This window comes from Bradyrhizobium sp. USDA 4486 (genome assembly GCF_054057995.1).
Map to the genome: position 1 here is coordinate 2,306,927 of NZ_JBSRZV010000001.1, position 23,049 is coordinate 2,329,975.

Annotated in this window: 18 protein-coding genes and 1 tRNA gene; 4 read left to right on the forward strand and 15 right to left on the reverse strand. The window is 64.6% G+C overall.

Annotated features, from left to right (window positions below):
- Positions 1–561 precede the first annotated feature (561 nt).
- The 5 genes from ACVWY3_RS11310 to ACVWY3_RS11330 are packed head-to-tail and all read right to left on the reverse strand — an operon-like array spanning position 562 to position 2,858.
- Positions 562–1,818: an AAA family ATPase gene (locus tag ACVWY3_RS11310; RefSeq protein WP_456838505.1), complete on the reverse strand. Its 1,257-nt coding sequence runs from the start codon at positions 1,816–1,818 to the stop codon at positions 562–564.
- Entirely contained in the window at positions 1,818–2,069 is a 252-nt protein-coding gene (locus ACVWY3_RS11315) for a hypothetical protein (RefSeq protein WP_456838506.1), read from the reverse strand. Before ACVWY3_RS11315 ends, ACVWY3_RS11310 begins: the two co-directional genes overlap by 1 nt.
- The gene (locus ACVWY3_RS11320; RefSeq protein ID WP_456838507.1) at positions 2,066–2,347 is read right to left on the reverse strand and encodes a transcriptional coactivator p15/PC4 family protein; all 282 of its coding nucleotides are present in this window, start codon (positions 2,345–2,347) and stop codon (positions 2,066–2,068) included. The genes ACVWY3_RS11315 and ACVWY3_RS11320 overlap by 4 nt, the downstream gene beginning before the upstream one ends.
- Entirely contained in the window at positions 2,344–2,604 is a 261-nt protein-coding gene (locus ACVWY3_RS11325; RefSeq protein WP_456838508.1) for a hypothetical protein, read from the reverse strand. Before ACVWY3_RS11325 ends, ACVWY3_RS11320 begins: the two co-directional genes overlap by 4 nt.
- Positions 2,601–2,858: a hypothetical protein gene (locus ACVWY3_RS11330; protein ID WP_456838509.1), complete on the reverse strand. Its 258-nt coding sequence runs from the start codon at positions 2,856–2,858 to the stop codon at positions 2,601–2,603. Before ACVWY3_RS11330 ends, ACVWY3_RS11325 begins: the two co-directional genes overlap by 4 nt.
- 120 nt (positions 2,859–2,978) lie before the next feature.
- Here ACVWY3_RS11330 and ACVWY3_RS11335 point away from each other — a divergent pair, with 120 nt between their 5' ends.
- Together ACVWY3_RS11335 and ACVWY3_RS11340 are read left to right on the forward strand one after the other, a co-directional pair.
- Positions 2,979–3,629 (forward strand): hypothetical protein, encoded by a 651-nt coding sequence (locus ACVWY3_RS11335; RefSeq protein WP_456838510.1) that lies wholly within the window; start codon positions 2,979–2,981, stop codon positions 3,627–3,629.
- The gene (locus ACVWY3_RS11340) at positions 3,626–4,846 is read left to right on the forward strand and encodes a tyrosine-type recombinase/integrase (protein WP_456838511.1); all 1,221 of its coding nucleotides are present in this window, start codon (positions 3,626–3,628) and stop codon (positions 4,844–4,846) included. The genes ACVWY3_RS11335 and ACVWY3_RS11340 overlap by 4 nt, the downstream gene beginning before the upstream one ends.
- Positions 4,847–4,875: 29 nt before the next feature.
- Here ACVWY3_RS11340 and ACVWY3_RS11345 read toward each other — a convergent pair.
- The 6 genes from ACVWY3_RS11345 to ACVWY3_RS11370 all read right to left on the reverse strand — a co-directional run bounded on the left by ACVWY3_RS11345 (position 4,876) and on the right by ACVWY3_RS11370 (position 15,126).
- Positions 4,876–4,949 (reverse strand) — tRNA-Cys (locus ACVWY3_RS11345).
- Positions 4,950–5,140: 191 nt separating this feature from the next.
- Positions 5,141–5,875 (reverse strand): tRNA-uridine aminocarboxypropyltransferase, encoded by a 735-nt coding sequence (locus ACVWY3_RS11350; RefSeq protein ID WP_456838512.1) that lies wholly within the window; start codon positions 5,873–5,875, stop codon positions 5,141–5,143.
- Positions 5,876–5,912: 37 nt separating this feature from the next.
- Entirely contained in the window at positions 5,913–9,020 is a 3,108-nt protein-coding gene (locus ACVWY3_RS11355; protein WP_456838513.1) for an efflux RND transporter permease subunit, read from the reverse strand.
- Complete coding sequence (locus ACVWY3_RS11360; protein WP_456838514.1) at positions 9,020–12,169, reverse strand: efflux RND transporter permease subunit; 3,150 nt, start codon at positions 12,167–12,169, stop codon at positions 9,020–9,022. The genes ACVWY3_RS11355 and ACVWY3_RS11360 overlap by 1 nt, the downstream gene beginning before the upstream one ends.
- A 37-nt stretch (positions 12,170–12,206) precedes the next feature.
- On the reverse strand, positions 12,207–13,619 hold the full coding sequence (locus tag ACVWY3_RS11365) for an efflux RND transporter periplasmic adaptor subunit (RefSeq protein ID WP_456838515.1): 1,413 nt from the start codon (positions 13,617–13,619) through the stop codon (positions 12,207–12,209).
- Complete coding sequence (locus tag ACVWY3_RS11370) at positions 13,609–15,126, reverse strand: efflux transporter outer membrane subunit (protein ID WP_456838516.1); 1,518 nt, start codon at positions 15,124–15,126, stop codon at positions 13,609–13,611. The genes ACVWY3_RS11365 and ACVWY3_RS11370 overlap by 11 nt, the downstream gene beginning before the upstream one ends.
- A 634-nt stretch (positions 15,127–15,760) precedes the next feature.
- On the opposite strand from ACVWY3_RS11370, the gene ACVWY3_RS11375 reads away from it, so the two are divergent.
- The gene (locus tag ACVWY3_RS11375; RefSeq protein ID WP_456838517.1) at positions 15,761–16,795 is read left to right on the forward strand and encodes a cysteine synthase A; all 1,035 of its coding nucleotides are present in this window, start codon (positions 15,761–15,763) and stop codon (positions 16,793–16,795) included.
- 146 nt (positions 16,796–16,941) lie between these two features.
- Here ACVWY3_RS11375 and ACVWY3_RS11380 read toward each other — a convergent pair whose 3' ends face one another.
- The 4 genes from ACVWY3_RS11380 to ACVWY3_RS11395 are packed head-to-tail and all read right to left on the reverse strand — an operon-like array spanning position 16,942 to position 21,449.
- Entirely contained in the window at positions 16,942–17,679 is a 738-nt protein-coding gene (locus tag ACVWY3_RS11380) for an amino acid ABC transporter ATP-binding protein (protein ID WP_283079308.1), read from the reverse strand.
- A gap of 11 nt (positions 17,680–17,690) precedes the next feature.
- The gene (locus ACVWY3_RS11385; RefSeq protein ID WP_456838518.1) at positions 17,691–19,211 is read right to left on the reverse strand and encodes an amino acid ABC transporter permease; all 1,521 of its coding nucleotides are present in this window, start codon (positions 19,209–19,211) and stop codon (positions 17,691–17,693) included.
- Entirely contained in the window at positions 19,208–20,413 is a 1,206-nt protein-coding gene (locus tag ACVWY3_RS11390) for an amino acid ABC transporter permease (protein ID WP_456838519.1), read from the reverse strand. The genes ACVWY3_RS11385 and ACVWY3_RS11390 overlap by 4 nt, the downstream gene beginning before the upstream one ends.
- A gap of 19 nt (positions 20,414–20,432) precedes the next feature.
- Positions 20,433–21,449: an amino acid ABC transporter substrate-binding protein gene (locus ACVWY3_RS11395; RefSeq protein WP_456838520.1), complete on the reverse strand. Its 1,017-nt coding sequence runs from the start codon at positions 21,447–21,449 to the stop codon at positions 20,433–20,435.
- Positions 21,450–21,838: 389 nt separating this feature from the next.
- Between ACVWY3_RS11395 and metC the strand changes: the two genes are divergently transcribed.
- Complete coding sequence (gene metC, locus ACVWY3_RS11400) at positions 21,839–23,023, forward strand: cystathionine beta-lyase (protein ID WP_456838521.1); 1,185 nt, start codon at positions 21,839–21,841, stop codon at positions 23,021–23,023.
- Positions 23,024–23,049: the final 26 nt, after the last annotated feature.

Consider the following 23,049-nt stretch of genomic DNA (forward strand, 5'->3'; position numbering starts at 1 on the left):
CCGCCTCGGGACCGACAGCGCGGGCTGCTGAGAGGCTTGGCCGAGCTAGCCGGCTGTGGGTGCGCCGTTGAGATGCGCCAGCGCGCACGGGCCGCCGCTGCGGCGCTGCCGAGCTTTCCGGGGCTCGTCCTCGGGTGCCCGATACGTGCCACCCGCCAATTCGTGATGTGCTCGCAATGCCTGCTCCGCGGGATTGCTCGGGAAAATATGGGATTGCTGCTTGGCAGCAGATGATCACGGTGGTGACGTGAGACCGGCCTGATGTGACCGCTTTTGGCGTGATGCAGGCTGGTCGTTGTCGATGTGATGCACATTCGGTGCGAGCGTTTGGACGCAGCGGAGCGCCAGCGCAGCAGCGTCCGAATGCGTGCCGCACGAGCGGTGCCCGGAGCCGCGCGCGAGGGCTTCCAACGCTAGGGGGGTATGGGGGGTTGGAGAACAGGCGTTGGCAGTAGCGTTGGAAGGCGTTGGAATGGTGTTGACAGCGTCGTTGCCATGGGCGTTGGAAGTGCTGCGGGAGCGTTGGTAGGGGCGTTGGTATCCGGACAACTACGGCAAATCTCACAGGGTCACCCGCTCGATATGTTGGCGCCGCTTGCTCTGCGGGCCAGTCTCGACGTTCCGGATTGCCCCGCGGGCGAACAGCCGCTCCATCGCCTTGCGGAACGCGTCGGCGGTGATGCCAGCCGCCTCGGGGTCGAGCACAAACTCGGCCGGCGCGCTGCCCTTGGCGGTCTTACCGTGAACCGGCCGGCCCTGGGCGTTGCGTCGGTCGAGCAGTCGCAGGAATACCTCCTCGACGTCGCGTTCGGCCGCGGCACGATACGGTGAGGCTTCGCCGGCTGACGCGGTGGTAAATGTCAGCCCTTCCCAGCGGATCGTGACCTTCTCGCCGGTACGGCCGCGGTTTGATTTGGTGACGGTGAGGGTGCGCGCATCCGGATCGTCCTTCTCCGGATCCGACAGGTGCAGCATTGAGCGCACTGAGTTGCGCCAGTCCACCGAGTTTGCGGTACCGGTGCCGTCGGCCATGCCGCGGACCGAGGGGTGGTCAAGCAGCACGATCGCGGTGTCATGCTCGCGGGCGATCCTCCGCAGCATCGCGAGGAATGCGCGAACCTGCCGGCGGGCAATGGCCTCGCCGTCGAACACTGCCGCGACGTTGTCGATCACGACCAGGCGCGGATTGTGCTCGATGATCCAGGCCTCCAGCCAGTCCAGGAGGGGCGCGCGCGATAGGCGACCGTCCTTGCCAGCGTGCACGAGCCACGTGCTTTCAAGGTCGGGAAACAGCATATGCAGGTCAGGCAGATTGTAGGGGTCGATGCAGCGGTGCTTGCAAATGCGCTCGACGCGATCGCGGATGTTATGCTCCGGCTCCTCGCAACTCAGTAATAGCGCGGCGCCGGCATCGACGGTGCAGCCGAGCCAATCGCCGAGGCCGGCAGCGACATAGATCAGCAACTGAACCAATATCTCGGTTTTGCCGCTGCCCCCGTTGCCGGACACAATCGTCAAATCCCCGCTGGGAATACGTGCGGACGCCAGCCAGCGCTGTTGCTCGAGCTCGGTACCTCTCCATGCCCCGGGCGTGATCGCCTCGTAAGCGAGCCGCGGGCCGGTGCTCGAAACGGGAATATCTGGTTGTCCGTCGGCGCTCTCAGGATAGGTTTCAGGCGGTGGGCCAAATCGGCGGTCCCACTCTGCGTCTGCTTCCCGGCGCGATTCCGCCGCACGCCAGCTGGCCTCAGCGGCATCGGCCGACATTCCGCCGTACAGCGGATCTTGCAGCCATGGCTTATCGGTGAGGGCATCCATCAGGCGCGCGCTCCTGACACAAGTTCAGCGGCAGCATAAGCCGCGAACGGCGCGGCCATGGCCGCCTGGACGTGATCCTGTCCGACCTCGTCGACGAGACCCCACAGCTCGGCGAGCCGCTGCATGTTGTCGACAGCGGTTTGCAGATCGATCCAGCCCCTCGACAGAAACCAGGCCTGATAACCGCAGCATTCGGCAAAATCGTTGATGTCGCCCAGCACCAGGCGTTCGGCTTTGACGTGCGCGTTCATTGCGTGCCCTCCCCGTCGAGGAGGCCGAGCCGGCGAGCCTCGATCTCGGCTTTCGCAATCGCGCGGGCAAGCTCCGGCAGCTTACGGATTCCCATGGCAACGCCTTTGGTCGTTGGCCGGTCGACGCCGTCGGTGCCGGTGGAGTAAACGCGGACGTTGACTAGCGCGTGGCCCTCGTACTCGCTCAGCGAGACGCGCAGGGATTCGTTGCGCGCGCGATTTTTCCAGAATTTGGCAATCTCGATCGGCTCAGCGAGCGTTGTGGATTTTGCTGTCACCGCACCGCCTCCTGGTGAGCCGGAAACGCTTTCAGGCCGATAACCATGCGGGCCCAAATCTCTCGCTTGAGATTGGCCCCGCTGATTTCCTCGATCGCCAGTTCGCGGCTGATCGCCGCACAAATGCGGGCGCGTCGATGCGGGGACGTTGCGAGCTTGGGGGCGAGCGCGATATCCAGATGGCCCCTGCCAAAGGTCCGTTCCGATATCGTCCACCGGTCGCCCCTGCTTCGGTTGAAGCGGGTGCGATCGGTCACGCTGCTTGCTCGGCCTTCATCTGGGAGAGCTTCGCGGCAAAGTCGGCGGTTACTGCCCTGAGGATTTCAGGGTCGCCGTTTGCAATCTTCGCGAGAGCGACGCGCACCGGCACCTTGATCAATCCGCCGACGCGGATGGTCGGAACCTCGTTGCTGCGCGCGGCAGCATAGGCGCCGACTTCTCCGATTCCGTACGCGGCTCGGCAGAACGTGCGCACCGGCAAAGTCACTGGCAATTCAACGTCTTGGGTCATGGCCTCTCGATTTCCTTGATCGGTTATCGACAGGGCTCAACGTATCCTGTTGCGTTCGAAAATTAAACGTATTACGTTGACATTCGCGAATATCCGTTGAACTCGCGTTATGGGGCCAGAATGTCAGCTATCAACATCGAATTTCTTTGGCCGGTGGCCGAGCGCTATGAGCTCGTCGAGCCTGGACCTGACGACAAAAGCAATGCGCTCGCGGCCATCCGCGAGCCGGTCATCCAACAAATCGGAAAGTCCGAACCACGCCAGCCCCTGGCCACGACAGCTGACCTATATTTGAGATTTGCGGCCCTAAAAAATTACCCCGAAGGCAAGCCCTTCGCGGAGGCATGTCTGCGGTTCGCTCACGATTACGGCTTCGTGCAAACATACGGGTACGACGGTGAGTTTGAGACGCTAGAGAGCTGGCGCAGTGCCGTCGAGTTCATGAACGAAACAATGCACGGGCTGCGCCGTGCCAAGAACGAAAATGCCCTCCCGCGAGCCGGCGCGGCCATAACCGACGTGGGCGTGATGCTGCTGCCCGGCAAGCCGGAGCCCAAAGTGGTGCTGCGTCCGCGGGTGCTTTTGGACGCTATGCGTCTACAGCTCGCGCAATCGATCGCAGGCGGCCGAGGCCTGCAGGCCTGTGAGAACTGCGGAAACTGGTTTGAGGTCGGCGGCCGGCGCGGCGCCAAGCGCGTCGGCTCGAAATTTTGCAGCGATGCCTGCAGGAACGAATTCCACTATCAGCAAAAGAAGGCGGTGACGTCATGAAGGGGCACGTTCGAGAACGCGGTAAGGGGCACTGGTACGCCGTCGTTGACATTCGGGATTCCGTCACGGGCAAGCGCAAGAAAAAATGGCACTCCCTCCCGGGCTGTAAGGGCAAGCGCGAGGCGCAGGAAAAATGCGCCCTGATTATCGCGGACCTTGCCAAGGGGCAGTATGTCGAACCCTCGCGCGAAACCGTGGAGGTCTATCTGACCGCCTGGCTAGGTCACGCAAAGACGCAGGTCTCACCAAAGACCTTCGAGCGCTATTCCGGCATCGTGAAGCAAAACCTAATCCCTGCCCTCGGCCCGATCGTTCTCTCGAAGCTCAAGCCGGCTCAGATTTCGGTGGCGTACTCCGCTGCGCTCGAAAGCGGGCGCCGCAAAGGATCCGGAGGACTGTCGCCGCGCACGGTGGGACACATGCACCGGGTCCTGCATCAGGCGCTCGGCCAAGCCGTGAAATGGGAAAAGCTCGCCCGCAACCCGGCGACTTCTGTTGATCCGCCCAAGGTCGAGTGGCGCCCCATGAAGACCTATGACCTGTCGCAGACCGCGGACGTGCTGGATCACGTGCGGGGCAGCCCTATTTTCGTTCCCGTGTTGCTGGCCGTCCTGTGCGGGCTCCGCCGCGGAGAGATTTGCGCCCTGCGCTGGCGAAATGTCGATCTTGCGGCCGGCCAAATGTCGGTCGTCGAGAGCCTGGAGCAGACCAAAGGCGGCAAGTCCAAAGGGCTTCGCTTCAAGTCCCCAAAGAGCGGCAAGGGCCGGACGGTGGCGCTGTCTCAAACCGTCGTGGACGAATTGCGGGCGCACCGCGCAAAGCGCGCGGAGGAGCTTCTGCGGCTCGGCGTGAGGCTATCCGACGATGATCTCGTGATGGTCCAGCCCGACGGGTCGGTTATGGCCCCAATCTATATTTCCCAACTATGGGCGCGGGTCATCGCAAGGACGAAGCTGGCGCGCCTCCGCTTTCACGATCTGCGCCACGCCCATGCCACGCACCTGCTGGCTAACGGCGTTCACCCCAAGATCGCCAGCGAGCGCCTCGGGCACAGCAAGGTGGGGATAACACTGGATCTGTACAGCCACGTCATCCCGGGCATGCAGGAGGACGCGGCGGCCATGGTCGACGCTGCTCTTAAGGCCGCCGCTCAGAAGCGGGAACAGAAAAGTAGCAATCCGGTAGCAGGCCGCATCAGCGGAACAGACGGCGAATGAATTTTGCGAGGATTTGCAATAGGTTGTGATGGAGGCCACGACCAGAATTGAACTGGTGTACACGGTTTTGCAGACCGTTGCGTAACCACTCCGCCACGTGGCCCCGTAAGAGCGGACCAATATAGGGGATCAATAGCTTAGGCAACCCCGACCGGGTGCCTATGTCCCGGCTCCGACGGGACTGCGCCCGAGGATATCCTCGGTCGTCCGGAAGCCACGATCCGCCCCTCCTCCAGCAGCATCGCGCCCGCCTGTCGCGGGTGCAATCAAGCCTACGGAGGACGTGGGCTGCAATCAGGCTCGTTTGCGACGCCTGAAGTCGCGCCGGCGGCCCTTTGGTGCAGGCTTGGGCGCCAGTTCCGGCATCTCGGCTTGGACCTCGCGGTAGCGCGCTAACAGCCGTTCAAAACTCGCGTGCAGGGTCTCGGCGATATCGGGGCGCCGCTCGAGGCCGGCGAGGATCGTGGCGGCTGCTTCGATGGTCGAGAGCCCATCGCTGCGCGGCTCGCGGCGCAGGCGCCCGTAGCGCGAAGAGTGGGCCGGATTGAGGATCACGCGCTGGCACTTGAGCATCCAGGGATTGCGCCACCACAGCGCCTTGGCCTGGCTCCAGGTGCCGTCGAGCAGCACCACGCCTTCGAGCTTGCCGAGGATGGCACGCTGGTTCTCCGCGACCTCGCCCTTGCGGTTGAGCGCGACGATCTCACCCTCGGCATCGAGATCGGCGGCGCGGGCCGAGCCGAGATAGAGCACGGCCCAGCGCGCGGCGTTCTCGATCGGCCGGCCCAGTGCCTTGGATAGGCTCGGCCAGGATAGGCCGACACGTACGGTGGCATCCTCGAAATGCTTCGCCAGCAGGCGCGCGGTGCCGAGCGCCCTGTCCTGCTCCTGGGGGTGCTGGAGGATCAGGAGCGAAAGGCGATTCTCGATCGGCGTGATGCTGTCGCAGATGCACAGCGGCATCGGCTTCTGGCAATGCGGGCATTCGGGGATCGGATCGGCCGGGACCGCGGCTGTGGGGTTCGACATGGTGGCCGCTATACGCTCCGCGCGGCGCTTCAACAACCTATTCCGCCGGCGCAGGCAGCGGTCGCGGCTCGGAGCGGCGCCGCAGGCGGTCGATCAGGAGGTAGATCACGGGCGTGGTGTAGAGCGTCAGGATTTGCGAGACGAACAGGCCGCCGATGATGGTGATGCCGAGCGGACGGCGCAACTCGGTGCCCGGGCCGGTCGCGACAACAAGCGGAATGCCGGCGAACAGCGCCGCCATCGTCGTCATCAGGATCGGGCGGAAGCGCGCCTGGCAGGCTTCGAAGATCGCCTCCGCCGAAGACAGGCCGCGCTGCCGCTCGGCATCGAGCGCGAAGTCCACCATCATGATGCCGTTCTTCTTGACGATGCCGATCAAGAGGATGATGCCGACGAAGGCGATCACCGTCAGCGGCGTGTTGGTGAGCTGAAGCGCCAGTAGCGCGCCAAGGCCGGCCGAAGGCAGCGTCGAGATGATCGTCAGCGGGTGGGCGAGGCTCTCGTAGAGCACGCCCAAAACGATGTACATCGCGACCAGCGCGCCGAGGATGAGAAGCGGCTGGCGACCGCTGGTCCTGGCGAACTCGCCGGCATTGCCGTCAAAGCTGCCGCGGATTCCTTCCGGCATGTGCAACTCCTCGACGGCGCGCTGGATGTTCTGCGTCGCGGCCTGGAGCGGCACATTTGGCAACAGATTGAACGACACCGTGGTCGAGGGGAACGACTGCGAGTGGTAGACCGCGAGCGCGGCGAGCCCGCGCGTCGCATGCACCACGGCCGAGAGCGGCACCTGCGCATCATTGGCGCCGGCGACGTAGATGTGGTCGAGGTTGGACGGGTCGACCTGGAATTTCGGATCAATCTCCAGCACCACCATGTACTGGTTGCGCTGGGTGTAGATGATCGAGATCTGCCGCTGCGAGAACGCGTTGTTCAGGGCATTGTCGATGTCCTGGACGCGGACGCCGAGCGCCGAGGCTTTTTGGCGGTCGATCGACAAGGTCAGCTGAAGCCCGCCGGGATCGCGGTCGCTGGAGATGTCGGTGATGCCTTCGACGCTCTCCATGCGCTTGGCCACGATCGGCGCCCATTTCTGCAACAGGCTGAGATCGGTGCTGCTCAGCGTATACTGATAGTCGGAATCGCTCTGCCGTCCGCCAGCGCGCACGTCCTGGGCGGCGAACATGAAGAGGCGGATGCCGGGCACCGCGAACAGCGCGCGCCTGAGGCGGTCGATCACGACCTCGGTCGAGACGTGATCGCGCTCCTCCGGCGGCTTCAGGCTGATGAACATGGTGCCGCGGTTCGAGGTTGCAGCGCCCGGGCCCCCGCCTCCGCTGCCGACGGTCGAGCCGATGCCGGCGACGGCCGGATCCTGCATCACGATATCGGCCAGCCGCTGCTGCAGGCCGAGCATGGACTGGAACGAGATGTCGGCCGAGGCCCGCGTCGCGCCGATGACGAAGCCGCTATCATCGGTCGGGAAATAACCCTTGGGGACCTTGACGTAGAGCGTCACCGTCAGCGCGATGGTGGCGAAGAACACCAGCAGCGTCAGCAGCGGGAATTCCAGCACCGTGCGCAAGGTACGGGCGTAGAAGGCGACGATGCGCGACAGCGAGCCCTCGATCAGGCGGTCGAACAACGTCGCCGTGCCGGAGGTGGTCTGCCGGATGTAGTGGGCGCAGATCATCGGCGTCACCGTCAGCGACACCAGCGTCGAGACCAGGATCGCGAAGGTCAGCGTCAGCGAGAATTCGCGCAACAGGCGGCCGACGATGCCGTCCATGAAGATCAGCGGGGTGAACGCGGCGATCAGCGACAGGCTGATCGAAACGACCGTGAATCCGATCTGCTTCGCGCCGTCCAGCGCCGCCTGCATCGGCCGCATGCCATGCTCGAGATTGCGGAACATGTTCTCGATCATGACGATGGCGTCGTCGACGACGAAGCCGACCGAGATCGCGAGTGCCATCAGCGACAGATTGTCGATCGAGAAGCCCGCGACCCACATGCCGGCGCAGGTGCCGGCGAGCGCCAGCGGCACCGAGATGCCGGCCGCGATCGTCGGCGTCAGCCGGCGCAGGAACACGAACACCACGACCATCACGAGCATGGCGGTCGCGAGCAGCGTCCATTGCATGTCGAGTACGCTGGCCCGGATCGTGCTGGTCCGGTCGACCAGGGTGGAGATGTCGACGCCGGCAGGGATCCATTGCTTCAATTCGGGGATCAGCGCCTTCACCCGGTCGACGGTATCGATGACGTTGGCATCGCCCTGCTTGGTGATCTGGATCAGCACCGCCGGCTGCTTGTTGAACCAGGCGATGGAGCGGGCGTTGCGGACGGAATCCTCGATGTCGGCGACATCGGAGAGCCGGACAAAATTGCCCTTCGAGCTCTTGATGACGATGTCGCGGAACTCCTTCGCTGTGCGCATCTGCCTGTTCAGCGCCAGCGTCTCGCTCTGGCGCTCGCCATTGAAGATGCCGACAGGGCCAAGCGGGTTGGCGTTGATGATCGCGGTCCGGACGTCGTCAGTGGCGATGCCGGCATTCGACAGCGCGACGGGGTTGAGCTGCACCCGCACCGCCGGCTGGTCGGCGCCCGACACGGTGACATCGCCGACGCCGGGCACCTGCGAGATGCGCTGCGCCAGCACGGTATCGGCGACATCGTAGATGGCGCTGGCTGACAGCGTCTTCGAGGTCAGCGCCAGCACGAACACGGGCGCGCCGGCCGTGTTGGCTTTGCGGAAGCGCGGCAGCGTCGGCAGGTCGCTCGGCAGGTCAACCAGCGCGGCATTGATCGCGGCCTGCACGTCGCGCGCGGCCTTGTCGATGTTGCGGCCGATGTCGAACTGGAGCTGGATATTGGTGACGCCAAGCGACGACGTCGAGGTGATCTGGTTGATCCCGGCGATCTCGCCCAGCCGCCGCTCCAGCGGCGAGGCCACGGTCGCTGCCATCACCGACGGATCGGCGCCCGGCCGGCTCGCCGAGACGAAGATGGCCGGGAAATCGACGTTCGGGACCGAGGCGACCGGCAGGAACTCGTAGGCGACCACACCCAGCAGGAACAGCCCGATCGACAGCAGCGTGGTCGCGACCGGCCGGCGGATGAAGGGCTCCGAGATCGACGCCATCACTGCATCCCCTCGGTCGCGCCCGCGACCGGCGGGCCGCCGGATTCGGCCGGCGGCAGCGCCTGTTCGAGGCGGCGATTGATGCGGTCGAGCGCGAGGTAGATCACGGGCGTGGTGTAGAGCGTCAGCAGCTGGCTAAGCAGAAGGCCGCCGATGATGGAGATGCCGAGCGGAAAGCGCAGCTCGGCGCCGGTGCCGCTCTCGATCGCCAGCGGCAGCGCGCCGAACAGGGCCGCCAGCGTCGTCATCATGATCGGACGAAAGCGCAACAGGCACGCCTGCACGATGGCCTCGTGGGCAGACATCCCCTGTCCGCGCTCGGCCTCGAGCGCGAAGTCGATCATCATGATCGCATTCTTCTTGACGATGCCCATCAGGAGGATGATGCCGATCAGGCCGATCACCGAGAGGTCCTGCCCGCACAAGACCAGCGCCAGGATGGCGCCGACGCCGGCCGAGGGCAGCGTCGAGAGGATCGTGATCGGGTGGATGTAGCTCTCATAGAGCACCCCTAACACGATGTAGATCGTGATCACGGCGGCGAGCAGCAGCCAGGGCTGGCCGGCGAGTGCCTTGGCAAATTCGGCGGCATCGCCGGCATAAACGCCGACGATGCTGTTGGGCATGCCGATCCGGGTCTCGATCGTCTTTACCGCCTCGATCGCGTCGCCGAGCGCAGCGCCCGGAGCGAGGTTGAAGCTGAGCGACACCGCCGGGAACTGCGCCTGATGCGAGATCGCCAGCGGCGCCGTGGTGCGCTTCAGTGTCGCCACGGCCGACAGCGGCACCTGGGCGTTGGGCGCGCCGGCGGCGGCGCTCGCCGCGCCTGGCAGATACAGCTTCGACAAGATCGAGGGATCGCGCTGGTACATTGGCAGCGCCTCCAGCACCACGCGGTACTGGTTGGCTTGGCCGTAGATGGTCGAAATCTGTCTCTGAGCAAAGGCGTCGTTGAGCGTGTCGGTGATGGCTTGCAGGCTCACGCCCAGTTGGCCGGCGCGGGTGCGGTCGACGTCGAGCTGCGCCCGCAGGCCGCCCTCCTGCGCCTCGGAGGAGACGTCGCGGAACAAGGGATCGCGCCGCATCTCCGCAATCAGCTTGCGCGCCCATTCTGACACCAGTGCCGCGTCGGTGCCTGTCAGCGTGTACTGGTATTGCGAGCGGCTCGACTGGGTCGAGATCTGCACGTCCTGCACCGGCTGGAAATAGACCGTCATGCCGGGGATGCCGGCGACCTTCTCCTTCAGCCGGTTCACGACCACGCCGACATCGTGGTGCCGCTCGCCGCGCGGCTTCAAGGTCATGACGAGCCGCCCGACATTGGTGGTCGGGTTGACCGAGCCTGCGCCGATCACGGAGACGACGCCGACCACATCGGGGTCGGCCTTGATGGCGTCGGCGGCTTCAGCCTGCCGCTTCTGCATCTCCGCGAACGACACGTCCGGCCCCGCCTCCGTCACGGCCGTGATCGAGGCGGTGTCCTGCAGCGGCAGGAATCCCTTTGGCGCGACGACGTAGAGCACGAGGGTCGCAATGAGGGTCGCAAAGGTCACGACCAGCGTGGCGCGCTGGCGCTCCAGCACCCAGAGCAGCGTGCGGTGATAGAACTCAACGGTGCGATCGATGAAGCGGCTGATCGCGGCGAGCCCCGGCACCGCGAGCTCCTCATGCGCATGCCGCAGCAGCCGCGAGCACATCATCGGCGTCAGCGTCAGCGACACCACGGCCGAGGTCACGACCGCGATGGTCAGCGTCAGCGCGAACTCGCGGAACATACGCCCCACGAGGCCTGACATGAACAGCAGCGGGATGAACACCGCAATCAGCGACACGGTCAGCGAGATCACGGTGAAGCCGATCTCGCTGGCGCCTTTCAGCGAGGCCTCCATCGCGCTCTCGCCGTTCTCCATGTGGCGAACGATGTTCTCGATCATGACGATGGCGTCGTCGACGACGAAGCCGGTACCGATCGTCAGCGCCATCAGCGACAGATTGTCCAGGCTGAAGCCGGCGAAATACATGATGCCGAAGCTGGTGATCAGCGACAGCGGCAGCGCGACACCGGCGATCAGCGTGGCCCGCAGCGAACGCAGGAACAGCAGCACCACCAGCGTCACCAGCACGACGCTGAGGATCAGCGTGAATTGCACGTCGCGCACCGAGGCGCGGATGGTGACGGTGCGGTCGGAGACGATGGTGAGGTTCACGCCGGCAGGAATGGCGCGCTGGACCTTGGGGATTTCGGCGCGGATCTGGCTGACGACGTCGATGACATTGGCGCCGGGCTGGCGCTGGATGTCGATGATGACGGCCGGCGACCCCTGATACCAGCCGCCGGTGCGGTCGTTCTCGAGCCCGTCGACGATCTGCGCGACGTCGGCGATCGTGACCGGCGAGCCGTTGCGATAGGCGATGATGACAGGCTTGTAGGCGTCGGCCGCGGCGATCTGGTCGTTGGCGGCGATGATGTAGGATTGCTGCGCACCGTCGAGCGAGCCCTTCGGCCCGGAGACGTTGGCGTTGGCGATCGCAGTGCGCAGGTCCTCCATGGCAATGCCATAGGCGGCGAGGCGCGCGAGGTCCGCCTGGATGCGCACGGCCGGCTTCAGCCCGCCGAGCACGGAGACGCGCCCGACGCCGGAGATCTGGCTCAGCCGCTGCGCCAGGAGCGTGTCGGCGATGTCACTCATCGCCCGCAGCGAGATGGTGTCCGAGCGCAGCGCCAGGGTCATCACCGGCGCATCCGCCGGGTTCACCTTGGCATAGGTCGGCGGATAAGGCAGCGTTTTCGGCAGCACGCCGGCGGCCGCGTTGATCGCGGCCTGCACGTCCTGGGTGGCGCCGTCGATGTCGCGGTTGAGATCGAACTGGAGCGAGATCTGGCTGATGCCGAACGAGCTCGTCGAGTTCATCGCCGACAGCGACGGGATCTGGCCGAGTTGCCGCTCCAGGGGCGCCGTGATCAACGAGGCGATCACGTCGGGGCTCGCGCCTGGCAGCTGCGTCGTCACCTGCACGGTCGGGAAGTCGACCTGCGGCAGCGCCGAGACCGGCAGCGCGAAATAGCCGAGGGCGCCGCCGATCAGGAGCGCGATGCCGAGCAGCGAGGTCGCGATCGGGCGGCGAATGAAGGGTTCGGAAACACCCATGGGTTAGCCCTGCCGCGTCACACGGCTGTTGTCGGGATCATGGCTGCTTGGCTCCAGCTCCCGATGAGGCCCCCGGCCCCGGCGCAGGTCCGGTCTGGCCCTTCTGGTCGCCTTCGCTGCTCTTGCGTTTGGCGCGGAACTCGCCGTCCTTCGCCTGTCCGTCCTTTTGCGAGTCTTTCTGACCGTCCTTGGCGCCATCCTTCTTCTGCGCCTCGCCCTGCGGCCCGCGCGACCGCTTGCGCGGGGCGAGATCGGCCGACGGGGTCTGGTCGTCGCGGCCGACGACGACCTTGGAGCCGTCGGACAGATTGGCAAAGCCCGTGGTGACGACCTTGTCGGTCGGCGACAGGCCGCTGGCAATCACAGCATCATGCTCGTTCTGCTGCGTCACCGTCACCGGCTTGGCCGAGACCACATTGTCCTCGCCGATGACGTAGCTGAAGGTGCCGATCGGGCCGCGCTGCACCGCAGAGGTCGGCACGACAAGCGCCCGCATCAAGGTCTCGACCTGGAGGCGGACATTGACGAACTGGCCCGGCCAGAGCTGGTAATTGGCGTTCGGGAATTCGGCCTTGAGCCTCAGCGTGCCGGTGGTCTGGTCGACCTGGTTGTCGATGCCGGTCAGCTTGCCGGTGTCGATCACGGTGACGCCGTCATTGCCGAACACGTCGACCGCGAGCGTGCCCTTTGCGGCGGCCGCATTGACGCGCATGATCTGCTGCTGCGGCAGGCTGAACCATACCGCGATCGGCTGCAACTGCGTGATCACCACGAGGCCCGTGGTGTCTGATGCGTGGATGATGTTGCCCTGGTCGACCTGGCGCAGGCCGGCGCGGCCCGAGAGCGGCGCCACGATCTTGGTGTAGCTCAGCGTCGCCGCCGCGTTGTCGATCGCGGCCTGGTCGGCCTTGACCAGCGCCTCCGTCTGCGCGACCAGCGCCCGCTGTGTGTCGGCCTGCTGCTTGGAGCCGGCATTGGTGGCGGCAAGCTGCTCGTAGCGCGCCAGGTCGATGCGCTGGTTGGCGAGCTGGGCCTGGTCCTGCGCTTTCTTGGCGACGGCCTGGTCGTATTGCGCCTGGTAGATGGCCGGGTCGATCTCGGCGAGCACGTCGCCCTTCTTGACGTCCTGGCCTTCGGTGAAGTTGACCGCGATCAGCTTGCCGTCGACCTGCGAGCGCACGGTCACGGTGTTGAGGGCGCGGATCGCGCCGACGCCGTCGAGATAGACGGGCACGTCCTGGATGCGAGGGGTCGCCGCCAGCACCGGCACCGGCAAATCGGGGCGCTGGTTGCGGTTGTTGGCCTGCTGCTGATGCGTAACGATCCAACCGACGTAACCGAGGCCGCCGAGGATCGCGAGCGTGATCAGGGTCATGACGAAGCCGCGGCCGCGCGACTTTTTCGCCGCTCCCTCTTTCGCGCCTTGCTTCGTGTCCGGTTTAAAGAGCATTGACCGGTTTCTCCATGCGCGGCTCCAGAGCATTGACCGGTTTCTCCATGCGCGGCTCCCAGCCGCCGCCAAGCGCCTGATACAGGCTGACGATGGCAAGAAGCCGTGCGAGTTGGGCCTGCCACAGCGCGTCTTCCGCCTGAAATAGTGTCTGCTGGACGTTCAGCACCGTCACGATGTCGGCGGTGCCGGCGCGCAATTGCTGCTCGGCGAGATCAAAGGCGCGCCGGGACGAGGTGACGATATCGCGCTGCAATTGCAGCTTGATCGTGGTCTGCTTGATCGAGTACAGCGCATTGTCCACGTCGGCAAAGGACTGGACGATGGTCTTGCGGTAGGTCTGGAGCAATTCATCCTGCCGCGCCTTGGCGAATTCGAAATTGCCGAGGATCTTGCCACCGTCGAAGATCGGCTGCGTCGCGCTGCCGACGAGTTGGAAGAACGCCGCATGCGGCTGGAACAGTGAGGCCAGCGCCGAGCTCTGATAGCCGCCATTGCCGGTCAGCTGAATGGTCGGAAAGAACTGCGCGCGGGCATTGCCGATGTTCGCGGTGGCCGAGGCAAGCTGCGCCTCCTGCCGGCGGATGTCCGGCCGCTGCGTCAAAATCTCCGACGGCAGGCCAGGCGTGACCTTGGGGATGGCGATGTTGTTCAGCGAGCCGCCGTGCACCCGCACGCTCTCCGGCGGGCGCGACACCAGCACGGCGAGCGCGTTGACATTCTGGTCGAGCGTCTGGCGCAGCGGCGGCACCGACGCCTTCTGGTTGCCGAGTACGCTCTCCTGCTGCGCGACGTCCAGATCGGTGCTGGTGCCGGCCTTGCGGCGCTCCTTGATGGCATCGAGGATGCGCTGTGCGCTTGCTATGTTGTTCTGCGCGGTCCGCAAGCGGTCCTGCGACGCCAGCACCTGGAAATAGGCATTGGCGACGCTGGCCAGCGTCGTCAGCGCGACGACGTCACGATCGAACCGGTTGGCGATCGCCGTCTCCTCCGCCGTCTGCAGTGCGTCGCGGTTTTGCCCCCAGAAATCGAGCTGATAGCTGGCGCTGAGCGAGGCCTGGTAGTTGACGACCTCGCGGCCGCCGATGGAGAGGCCCGAGGCGCTCGAGCCCGAGGTGCGCGAATAGGTCTCCTGCCCGGTGCCGGACAGGCTCGGCAGCAGCGCCGCACCCGCCTGTCGCGCCTGCGCATCCGCCTCGACGATACGCGCGACGGCGGCAGCGATGTCGAGGTTGACAGTCTGCGCCTCCTCCATCAGTTGCGTGAGCTCGGCCGAGCGAAAGCCGCGCCACCAATCCAGTGACGGCGGCGCATTACCCTTGCCCGCATATTTGTACTGCGTGGGAACGTCGAGCGCGGGATTCGGGAGATCCTGCGTCAGCACGCACGCGCCCGAACTCGCGGCGAGGCACAGCACCGCAAGCCAGCGCGCGGCGCGCCGCATCCGGGATGCAGACTCCGGGGACCGCCGCACGGCGATCACAGAAACATCCTGTGTCACATCCACCCCCCGCCGGGCAGATCGAGCCGCCACCGCCGAGCCGGATTAACCGATTCGCGGCGGAACAGTCGGGAGGCGTTGGATAACCCGCTCACAGGCGATGCTTTCTCGGAACTCTGAGATTCATACTAGCCGGGTGCGGAACAGCGGGACAGTCCCGCAGGTGCGAGATGGTGGGCCGAGCCGCTCTGTACCGGAGCTGCAAAAATGCAAGAAATGCCTGTGTAGCAGAGTTTTTTTGCATTTTGGAGCCGCAGCAAAGGACGCTCAAGCTTACTAAGATTTCATGTGATATTGGCGCCACACCGGCGCAGAAGCCGTTTGATCCGGCCGCACTAGCAGCAACCTGCAACATGCTGCTTTGGCTCCGTCTGAAGCGCGCGTGGGCGGGTCTCGCAAGGCCATCGATGATCGCGGCTGACGCACATCTATGTCCTCCGTCCTCCGCGCCATTCACTTTGTTAGGCTGCTCGCGACGGCCATATCTTCCATGGCCGGACGGTGATCGAAAATATCATTTCACCAATTTCCAGTGTTGCTTTCCGCCACTTTCGCCGCAGCGCAAAAGCCTTCCCCTTTGGCCTCCCAAGCACTAGGTTCTGGCCAACCGGATCAACCCTTGCCAGTGATTTCCCCCGATATGACCATTCGAAACGACGTTGTCGAAGCCATCGGCAACACCCCGCTGATCAAGCTCAAGCGCGCGTCGGAATTGACCGGATGCACCATCCTCGGCAAGGCCGAGTTCATGAATCCCGGGCAGTCGGTAAAGGACCGCGCCGGCAAATGGATGATCCTGGAGGCCGAGAAGCGCGGCGAGCTCAAGCCGGGCGGTCTCGTGGTGGAAGCGACCGCCGGCAACACCGGCATCGGCCTTGCGGTCGTGGCGAGCGCGCGCGGCTACCGCACGCTGATCGTGATCCCGGAGACGCAGAGCCAGGAGAAGAAGGATTTCCTGAAGCTCTGCGGCGCCGAGCTGATCGAGGTGCCCGCCCTGCCCTACGCCAATCCCAACAACTACCAGCATGTCGGCCGCAGGCTGGCCGACGAGCTGCGCAAGACCGAGCCCAATGGCGTGCTGTTCGCCGACCAGTGGAACAATCTCGACAATGCCAAGGCGCATCACGAGTCCACTGGCCCGGAGATCTGGGAGCAGACCGGCGGCAAGGTCGACGGCTTCGTCTGCTCGGTCGGCAGCGGCGGCACGCTCGCCGGCGTCAGCCGCTATCTGAAAGAGAAGAACAAGGACATCCGCATCGCCTGCGCCGATCCGCACGGCGCCGGCATGTACGAATACTTCAGGACTGGCGATGCCAAGGCGACGCCCGGTGGCTCGATCACCGAGGGCATCGGCCTCAACCGCGCGACCGCGATTGTCGAGACCGCCAAGGTCGACGAGGCCTATCTCATTCCCGACACCGAGGCTGTCACCGTCATCTATGAGCTGCTCCAGCACGAGGGCCTCTGCCTTGGGGGCTCGACCGGCATCAACATCGCAGGCGCAATGCGGCTCGCCAAGCAGCTCGGACCCGGCAAGACCATCGTGACCGTGCTGTGCGATTCCGGCAGCCGCTATCAATCAAAACTGTTCAACGCGGATTTCATGCGCGCCAAGAACCTGCCCGTGCCGGAGTGGCTCGAGAAGCGCAGCAACATCAAGCCGCCGTTCGTCTAGGCGAGGTGCTGGCGCTTGTTTTAGCGGTCGCGGCCCAGCTGCCGTAGGGTGGGCAAAGCGAAGCGTGCCCACCGGTTGTTGCGGTCACGGACGATGGTGGGCACGGCGCAAGAGCCTTTGCCCGCCCTACGGCAGCACGGCTTGGATCACCGCAAGATCTGGCTCAAAAACAGCTTCGTCCGCGCATGCTGCGGAGCCGCAAAAAACTCATTGGGCGTGTTGGCCTCGATGATCTGGCCAGCGTCCATGAACACGACGCGGTTGGCGACCTCGCGGGCAAAGCCCATCTCGTGGGTGACGACCAGCATCGTCATGCCCTCCTCGGCGAGGTCGACCATGGTGTCGAGCACCTCCTTGACCATCTCGGGATCGAGCGCCGAGGTCGGCTCGTCGAACAGCATCACCTTCGGATTCATGGTCAGCGCACGCGCGATCGCGACGCGCTGCTGCTGGCCGCCGGACATCTGGCCCGGAAACTTGTTGGCCTGATGCGGGATCTTGACCCGCTCCAGAAATTTCATCGCGGTCGCCTCGGCGTCCCTCTTCGGAATGTTGCGCACCCAGATCGGCGCCAGCGTGCAATTGTCGAGCACCGTGAGATGCGGGAATAGGTTAAAACTCTGGAACACCATGCCGACCTCGCGGCGCACCGCGTCGATGTGCTTGAGGTTCGGCCCGAGTTCGATGCCGTCGACGACGATTTCGCCCTCCTGGAACTCCTCAAGTGCGTTGATGCAGCGGATCAGCGTCGATTTGCCCGAGCCCGAAGGTCCGCAGATCACGATGCGCTCACCCTTCTGGACCTCGAGATCGATGTCACGCAGAACGTGGAAGTCGCCGTACCATTTGTTCAGGCCGGAAATCTTGACGATGGGCTCGGACATGGTGACCTCGATCAGTTGCGGCGGTGGGCGTTGAGGCGGTGCTCGACGAAGAGCGAGTAGCGTGACATTCCAAAGCAGAACAGGAAATAGATGATACCGGCAAAGGCAAAGCCGGTGAACAATGTCGACGGCGCCGACCATTTCGGATCCGCGAACGAGGCGCGCAGCGAGCCCAGCAGATCGAACAGCGCGACGATCGACACCAGCGAGGTATCCTTGAACAGCGAGATGAAGCTGTTGACGAGGTTCGGGATGACGTGGCGCAGCGCCTGCGGCAGCACGATCAGCGAGGTCGTCTTCCACCAGGACAACCCGAGCGCCGCCGCCGCTTCGCCCTGACCTCGCGGGATCGCAGCCAGGCCGCCGCGGACATTCTCGGCCTGATAGGCGCCCGTGAACAGCGCGATCCCGATCAGCGCGCGGACGAGGCCGTCGACCGTGAAATTGCCCGGCAGGAAAAGCGGCAGCATGTAGGTTGCGAAGAACAGCACCGTGATCAGCGGCACGCCGCGCCAGAATTCGATGAAGGCGATCGAGAAGATCCGGATCAGCGGAATGGTGGAACGGCGGCCGAGCGCCAGCGCAATGCCGATCGGCAATGACGTGACGATGCCGGCGACGGAAACCACCAGCGTCACCAGAAGACCACCCCAGAGCCGCGTCTGCACGACCGCCAGTCCGCCGTGATCGAGCCCCATCAGCTTGATCACGATGGCGATGGCGATGAAAGTCACGATGCTCCATGCCAGCAGGCGCCATCCCGTGCGCACGCCGCCGCCGAGCACAAAGGCGATCAGCGAGACGACGGTCGTGGTGATCGCAAAATCGGTCCAGACCGATTGGCCTGAGCCCTCGAGCTGGTCACGCAGCCAGGTCAGGGGAAAGATCAGCCAGAAGATGGCCTTGCCGACCAGCACGATCAGGTTGCCAACGGCCCACAACAGCGGAGCGATGGCCGAGGTCTTGCTGAGACCGAGCAGGACCTGCCCGGCGCCGATGACGCTGTCGTCGAACAATTGCAGCAGCCCCGCCGTCCAGCTCACGCCGAAGCCCGAGATCCCGCCGCCATGCAGCAGGAAGAACGCGACGACGGGAAAGGCGAGGAAGAACAGGCCGGCGTTCACAGCCTTCGCGGGCAGGCGCGGAACGAGCATTGGCGCGAGCAGGACCGCCGCCAGGGCGAATGTGAGATTGACGCGCCAGCGCTCGGCCTCGGGATAGAAGCCATAGATCAATTGCGGCAGCTTGGCCTGGATGTAGGGCCAGCAGGCGCCGACCGCAAAACCTGCGTTTTCGGTCAGGCACGCCGCACGGTCATTGCCGGTCCAGACCGCGTCGACGAACAGGAACCTGACTGACGGAACGATCGTGAACCAGAGCAGCAAGGCACTGACGATGGTGATCAGGACGTTGGTCGGCGAGTTCAAAAGGCGCGTGCGCACGAGGCCAATGAAGCCCGTCGTCCGCACCGGCGCAGGACGCTCGGTGAGCAGATCCTGCCGGACATAGGCGGATGAGGTGATATCGGTCATGCGCCGAGGCTCCGGCTGACGCGCCAACCGTACACGCTCATGATCGCGCTGGTGAGCAGCGAGATCAGAAGATAGACGCCCATCGTCATGGCGATGATCTCGATCGCCTGCCCGGTCTGGCTCAGCGACGTGCCGGCCCAGACCGAGACGAGGTCAGGATAGCCGATCGCGACCGCGAGCGAAGAATTTTTCGTGAGATTGAGATATTGGTTGGTCAGCGGCGGCACGATGACGCGCATCGCCTGCGGCACGACGATCAACCGCAGCGTGGCGCCGCGGCTGAGGCCGAGCGAAGACCCCGCCTCCATCTGCCCCTTGTGCACGGACAGGATGCCGGCGCGCACGATCTCGGCGATGAAGGCGGCGGTATAGGTCGACAGCGCCAGCGTCAGCGCCACGAACTCCGGAATGATGCGCGAGCCGCCGGCGAAGTTAAACCCCTTCAGCTGCGGCAGCTCGACGGTGAATGGCAAGCCGAACACCATGATAGTGGCGAGCGGCAGCCCAAACAGCAGGCCCAGCACATAGGGCCAGATGCGGATCATCTGCCCGCGCTGGAACAGCGCCCGCCTCGCATGGAGACGCAAGCCCACCGCAGCGATGATGCCGAACGCCAGCGCCGCCAGGAACGGCTCGAGCCCGCTCTCGCCGATCGGACGGGGAATGACGAGGCCGCGATTGCTGATGAAGGCGATGCCGAGCAGCGAAATGCTTTGCCTGGGATTAGGCAAGGCCGCAAGAACCGCGAGGTACCAGAACAGGATCTGGAACAGCAGCGGCAGGTTGCGGATGATCTCGACATAGATTTCGCCGACGCGCGACAACAGCCAGTTGGGCGACAGCCGGCACAGCGCGACGATAAAGCCGATCACGGTGGCGAAGAAAATGCCGACCACCGAGACCACGAGTGTATTGAGGAGCCCCACGACGAACACCCGCAGGAACGTGTCCGAGCCGTTGTAGGAGATCAGGGTCTGATTGACGTCGAAGCCGGCATTATTCCGGAGGAAGCCGAAGCCGGCAGCGATGTGCTGGTTCTCGAGATTGGCGCGGGCGTTGGAGATGATCTCATAGCCGATCCAACCAAGGATCGCCGCGAAGGCAAATTGGACGGCAACGCCGTTCCAGCCTGCCTTGCCGCCCAGAATGCGCCTGACCTTCAGCGCGATCTGGGCCGGCGGTTTTCGAGCCTCGGTGCTCATCGCCGCGGATCAGGCGGAATCAGCGGATCGGCGGCGCGTATTGGAGACCACCCTTGTTCCAGAGGTTGTTGAGACCGCGATTGATCGCGAGCGGCGAGCCCGAGCCGACGTTGCGGTCGAACACCTCGCCGTAATTGCCGACGGCCTTCACGATCCGGATCACCCAGTCCTTGGTGAGACCGAGCTGTTCGCCGAAATTGCCGTCGGTGCCGAGCACGCGCTTCAGCTCCGGATTTTCCATCTTGAGCTTCTCGTCGACGTTCTTCGAGGTGATGCCGAGCTCTTCGGCAGTGACCATCGCGAAAAGCGTCCATTTCACGATGTCGAACCACTGGTCGTCGCCGTGGCGCACCATCGGTCCCAGCGGCTCCTTCGAGATGATCTCGGGGAGCACCATGTGGTCGTTGGGATTGGCGAGCTTGAGGCGGTTGGAGTAGAGGCCCGACTGGTCGGTGGTGAAGACGTCGCAGCGGCCGGCCTCATAGGCCTTGACCGTTTCGTCGTTGGTGCCGAACGCGATCACCTCGTACTTCATGTTGTTGGCCTTGAAGTAGTCGGCGAGATTTTGCTCGGTGGTGGTGCCGGTCTGCACGCAGACCGAGGCGCTGTTCAGCTCCAGCGCGGAATTCACCTTGAGCGACTTCTTCACCATGAAGCCCTGCCCGTCGTAATAGGTCACGCCGGTGAAGTTGGCGCCGAGCGAGGTGTCGCGCGAGATGGTCCAGGTGGTGTTGCGCGAGAGCACGTCGATCTCGCCGGATTGCAGCGCGGTAAAGCGGTCCTTGGCCGAGGTCGGCACGTACTTGACCTTGGTCGGGTCATTGAAGATGGCGGCCGCAATCGCGCGGCAGACGTCGACGTCGAGGCCGGTCCAGTTGCCCTTGTCGTCCGGCGAGGAGAAGCCCGGCAGGCCCTGGCTGACGCCGCAGGACAGTGTGCCCCGATCCTTGACGGTCTTGAGCGTTTGCGCTCCGGCGGTCTGGGCAGTCAGGCCGGCGGCGAGAGCGAGAGTGAGAGCCAGGGTTACGCGTTTCATGGGCTGAAGGCCTTTCAAGGTCGTCTCAAGGAACGTTGTCTCAGGATCGTCTCTGCCAGGACTAGGCGTCGCAGGACGAGCCCTGCAAGAGTCATGCTGGAAACTTTGCCGAACACCCGCCCATCCCGAGAGGCCATAACCTAATCCCCGCCGCAGGCGCCCGCCTTTGTGGCTGTGGCGCAAGGTCCGGTCAGACGATGGATCGAAGGTCGCGGCAGGCCCCTCAACATGCGGCGACTGAATAGCACCTGCGCATCACAGAACGACTGGCGAGCCGGGTCAAGGGGTTGACGGGACTCTTCTGTGTTCTGTTATTAACGGCAGCGGCCGTTCGGCCAGCCCGCGGACGCGATGCGCGCCAGCGGAAACGCTTTTTTGAAAGCAGGCGCATGGATTCCCCGCATCCCCTTCAGCAGCAGGCCGAGACCCGGCTGGTCACCTCCGGCCGCGACACCAAGGCGCAGAAGGGCTTCGTCAATCCGCCGGTGTTCCACGGCTCGACCGTGCTCTATCCGACCGCCGAGGACCTGCACGCCCATCGCGGCGAGTTCACCTATGGCCGCCACGGCACGCCCACCACCAAGGCGTTCCAGGAGACGCTGATGGCGCTGGAGGGGCCGCAATGTGCCGGCGTCGGCATCGTTCCGTCGGGGCTGTCGGCGATCTCCACCACCCTGCTCTCGGTGCTGAAGGCCGGCGACCACATCCTCGTCTGCGACAACGTCTATCGGCCCTCGCGCAATTTCTGCAACGGCATGCTGACCCGCTACGGCGTTGAGACCACCTATTTCGATCCGCTGATCGGCGCCGGCATCGAAAAGCTGTTCAAGCCGAACACGCGCGCGGTGCTGGTCGAGGCCCCGGGTTCGCAATCCTTCGAGATGCCGGACATTCGCGCCATCGCCGAGGTCGCGCATGCGAAGGGCGCGCTCGTGATCGACGACAACACCTGGGCGACACCGCTCTATCACCGCTCGCTCGAGCAAGGCGTCGACATCAGCATGCAGGCGGCCACCAAATATATCGGCGGCCATTCCGACATCATGTTCGGCACCATCTCGGCCAATGCCAGGACCTGGCCGATAGTTGCGGAAGGCATCCGCCTGCTCGGCGTCTGCGCTGGTCCCGATGACGTCTTCCTCGCGCTGCGTGGTCTGCGCACGCTGTCGGTACGATTGGCGCAGCATCATCGTTCAGGCCTCGAGATGGCGCGCTGGCTGGCAGCAAGACCCGAGATCGCACGCGTGCTGCATCCTGGGCTGGAGACCGATCCGGGCCACGCGATCTGGAAACGCGACTTCACCGGCGCGTCGGGCCTGTTCAGCATCGTCTTGAAGCCGGCGCCGCAGAAGGCGGTCGACACCATGCTCAACACGCTCAAGCTGTTCGGCATGGGTTTTTCCTGGGGCGGCTTCGAGAGCCTTGCGATCCCCTTTGACTGCGATGCCTATCGCACCGCGACCAAGTGGGCGCCGGGCGGACCGACTCTTCGTCTCCACATCGGGCTTGAGAGCACCGACGACCTCAAGACTGATCTCGATCGCGGCTTCGCCGCCCTCAAAGCGGCAATGTGAGTCTGTTACAAGGCATCGCGCTGCAG

Coding starts and splice junctions, on each gene's coding strand:
- ACVWY3_RS11310 (WP_456838505.1), bottom strand. CDS start 1,818: ATGGATGCCCTCACCGATAAGCCATGGCTGCAAGATCCGCTGTACGGC.
- ACVWY3_RS11315 (WP_456838506.1), bottom strand. CDS start 2,069: ATGAACGCGCACGTCAAAGCCGAACGCCTGGTGCTGGGCGACATCAAC.
- ACVWY3_RS11330 (WP_456838509.1), bottom strand. CDS start 2,858: ATGACCCAAGACGTTGAATTGCCAGTGACTTTGCCGGTGCGCACGTTC.
- ACVWY3_RS11335 (WP_456838510.1), top strand. CDS start 2,979: ATGTCAGCTATCAACATCGAATTTCTTTGGCCGGTGGCCGAGCGCTAT.
- ACVWY3_RS11340 (WP_456838511.1), top strand. CDS start 3,626: ATGAAGGGGCACGTTCGAGAACGCGGTAAGGGGCACTGGTACGCCGTC.
- ACVWY3_RS11350 (WP_456838512.1), bottom strand. CDS start 5,875: ATGTCGAACCCCACAGCCGCGGTCCCGGCCGATCCGATCCCCGAATGC.
- ACVWY3_RS11355 (WP_456838513.1), bottom strand. CDS start 9,020: ATGGCGTCGATCTCGGAGCCCTTCATCCGCCGGCCGGTCGCGACCACG.
- ACVWY3_RS11360 (WP_456838514.1), bottom strand. CDS start 12,169: ATGGGTGTTTCCGAACCCTTCATTCGCCGCCCGATCGCGACCTCGCTG.
- ACVWY3_RS11365 (WP_456838515.1), bottom strand. CDS start 13,619: ATGCTCTTTAAACCGGACACGAAGCAAGGCGCGAAAGAGGGAGCGGCG.
- ACVWY3_RS11375 (WP_456838517.1), top strand. CDS start 15,761: ATGACCATTCGAAACGACGTTGTCGAAGCCATCGGCAACACCCCGCTG.
- ACVWY3_RS11380 (WP_283079308.1), bottom strand. CDS start 17,679: ATGTCCGAGCCCATCGTCAAGATTTCCGGCCTGAACAAATGGTACGGC.
- ACVWY3_RS11385 (WP_456838518.1), bottom strand. CDS start 19,211: ATGACCGATATCACCTCATCCGCCTATGTCCGGCAGGATCTGCTCACC.
- ACVWY3_RS11390 (WP_456838519.1), bottom strand. CDS start 20,413: ATGAGCACCGAGGCTCGAAAACCGCCGGCCCAGATCGCGCTGAAGGTC.
- ACVWY3_RS11395 (WP_456838520.1), bottom strand. CDS start 21,449: ATGAAACGCGTAACCCTGGCTCTCACTCTCGCTCTCGCCGCCGGCCTG.
- metC (WP_456838521.1), top strand. CDS start 21,839: ATGGATTCCCCGCATCCCCTTCAGCAGCAGGCCGAGACCCGGCTGGTC.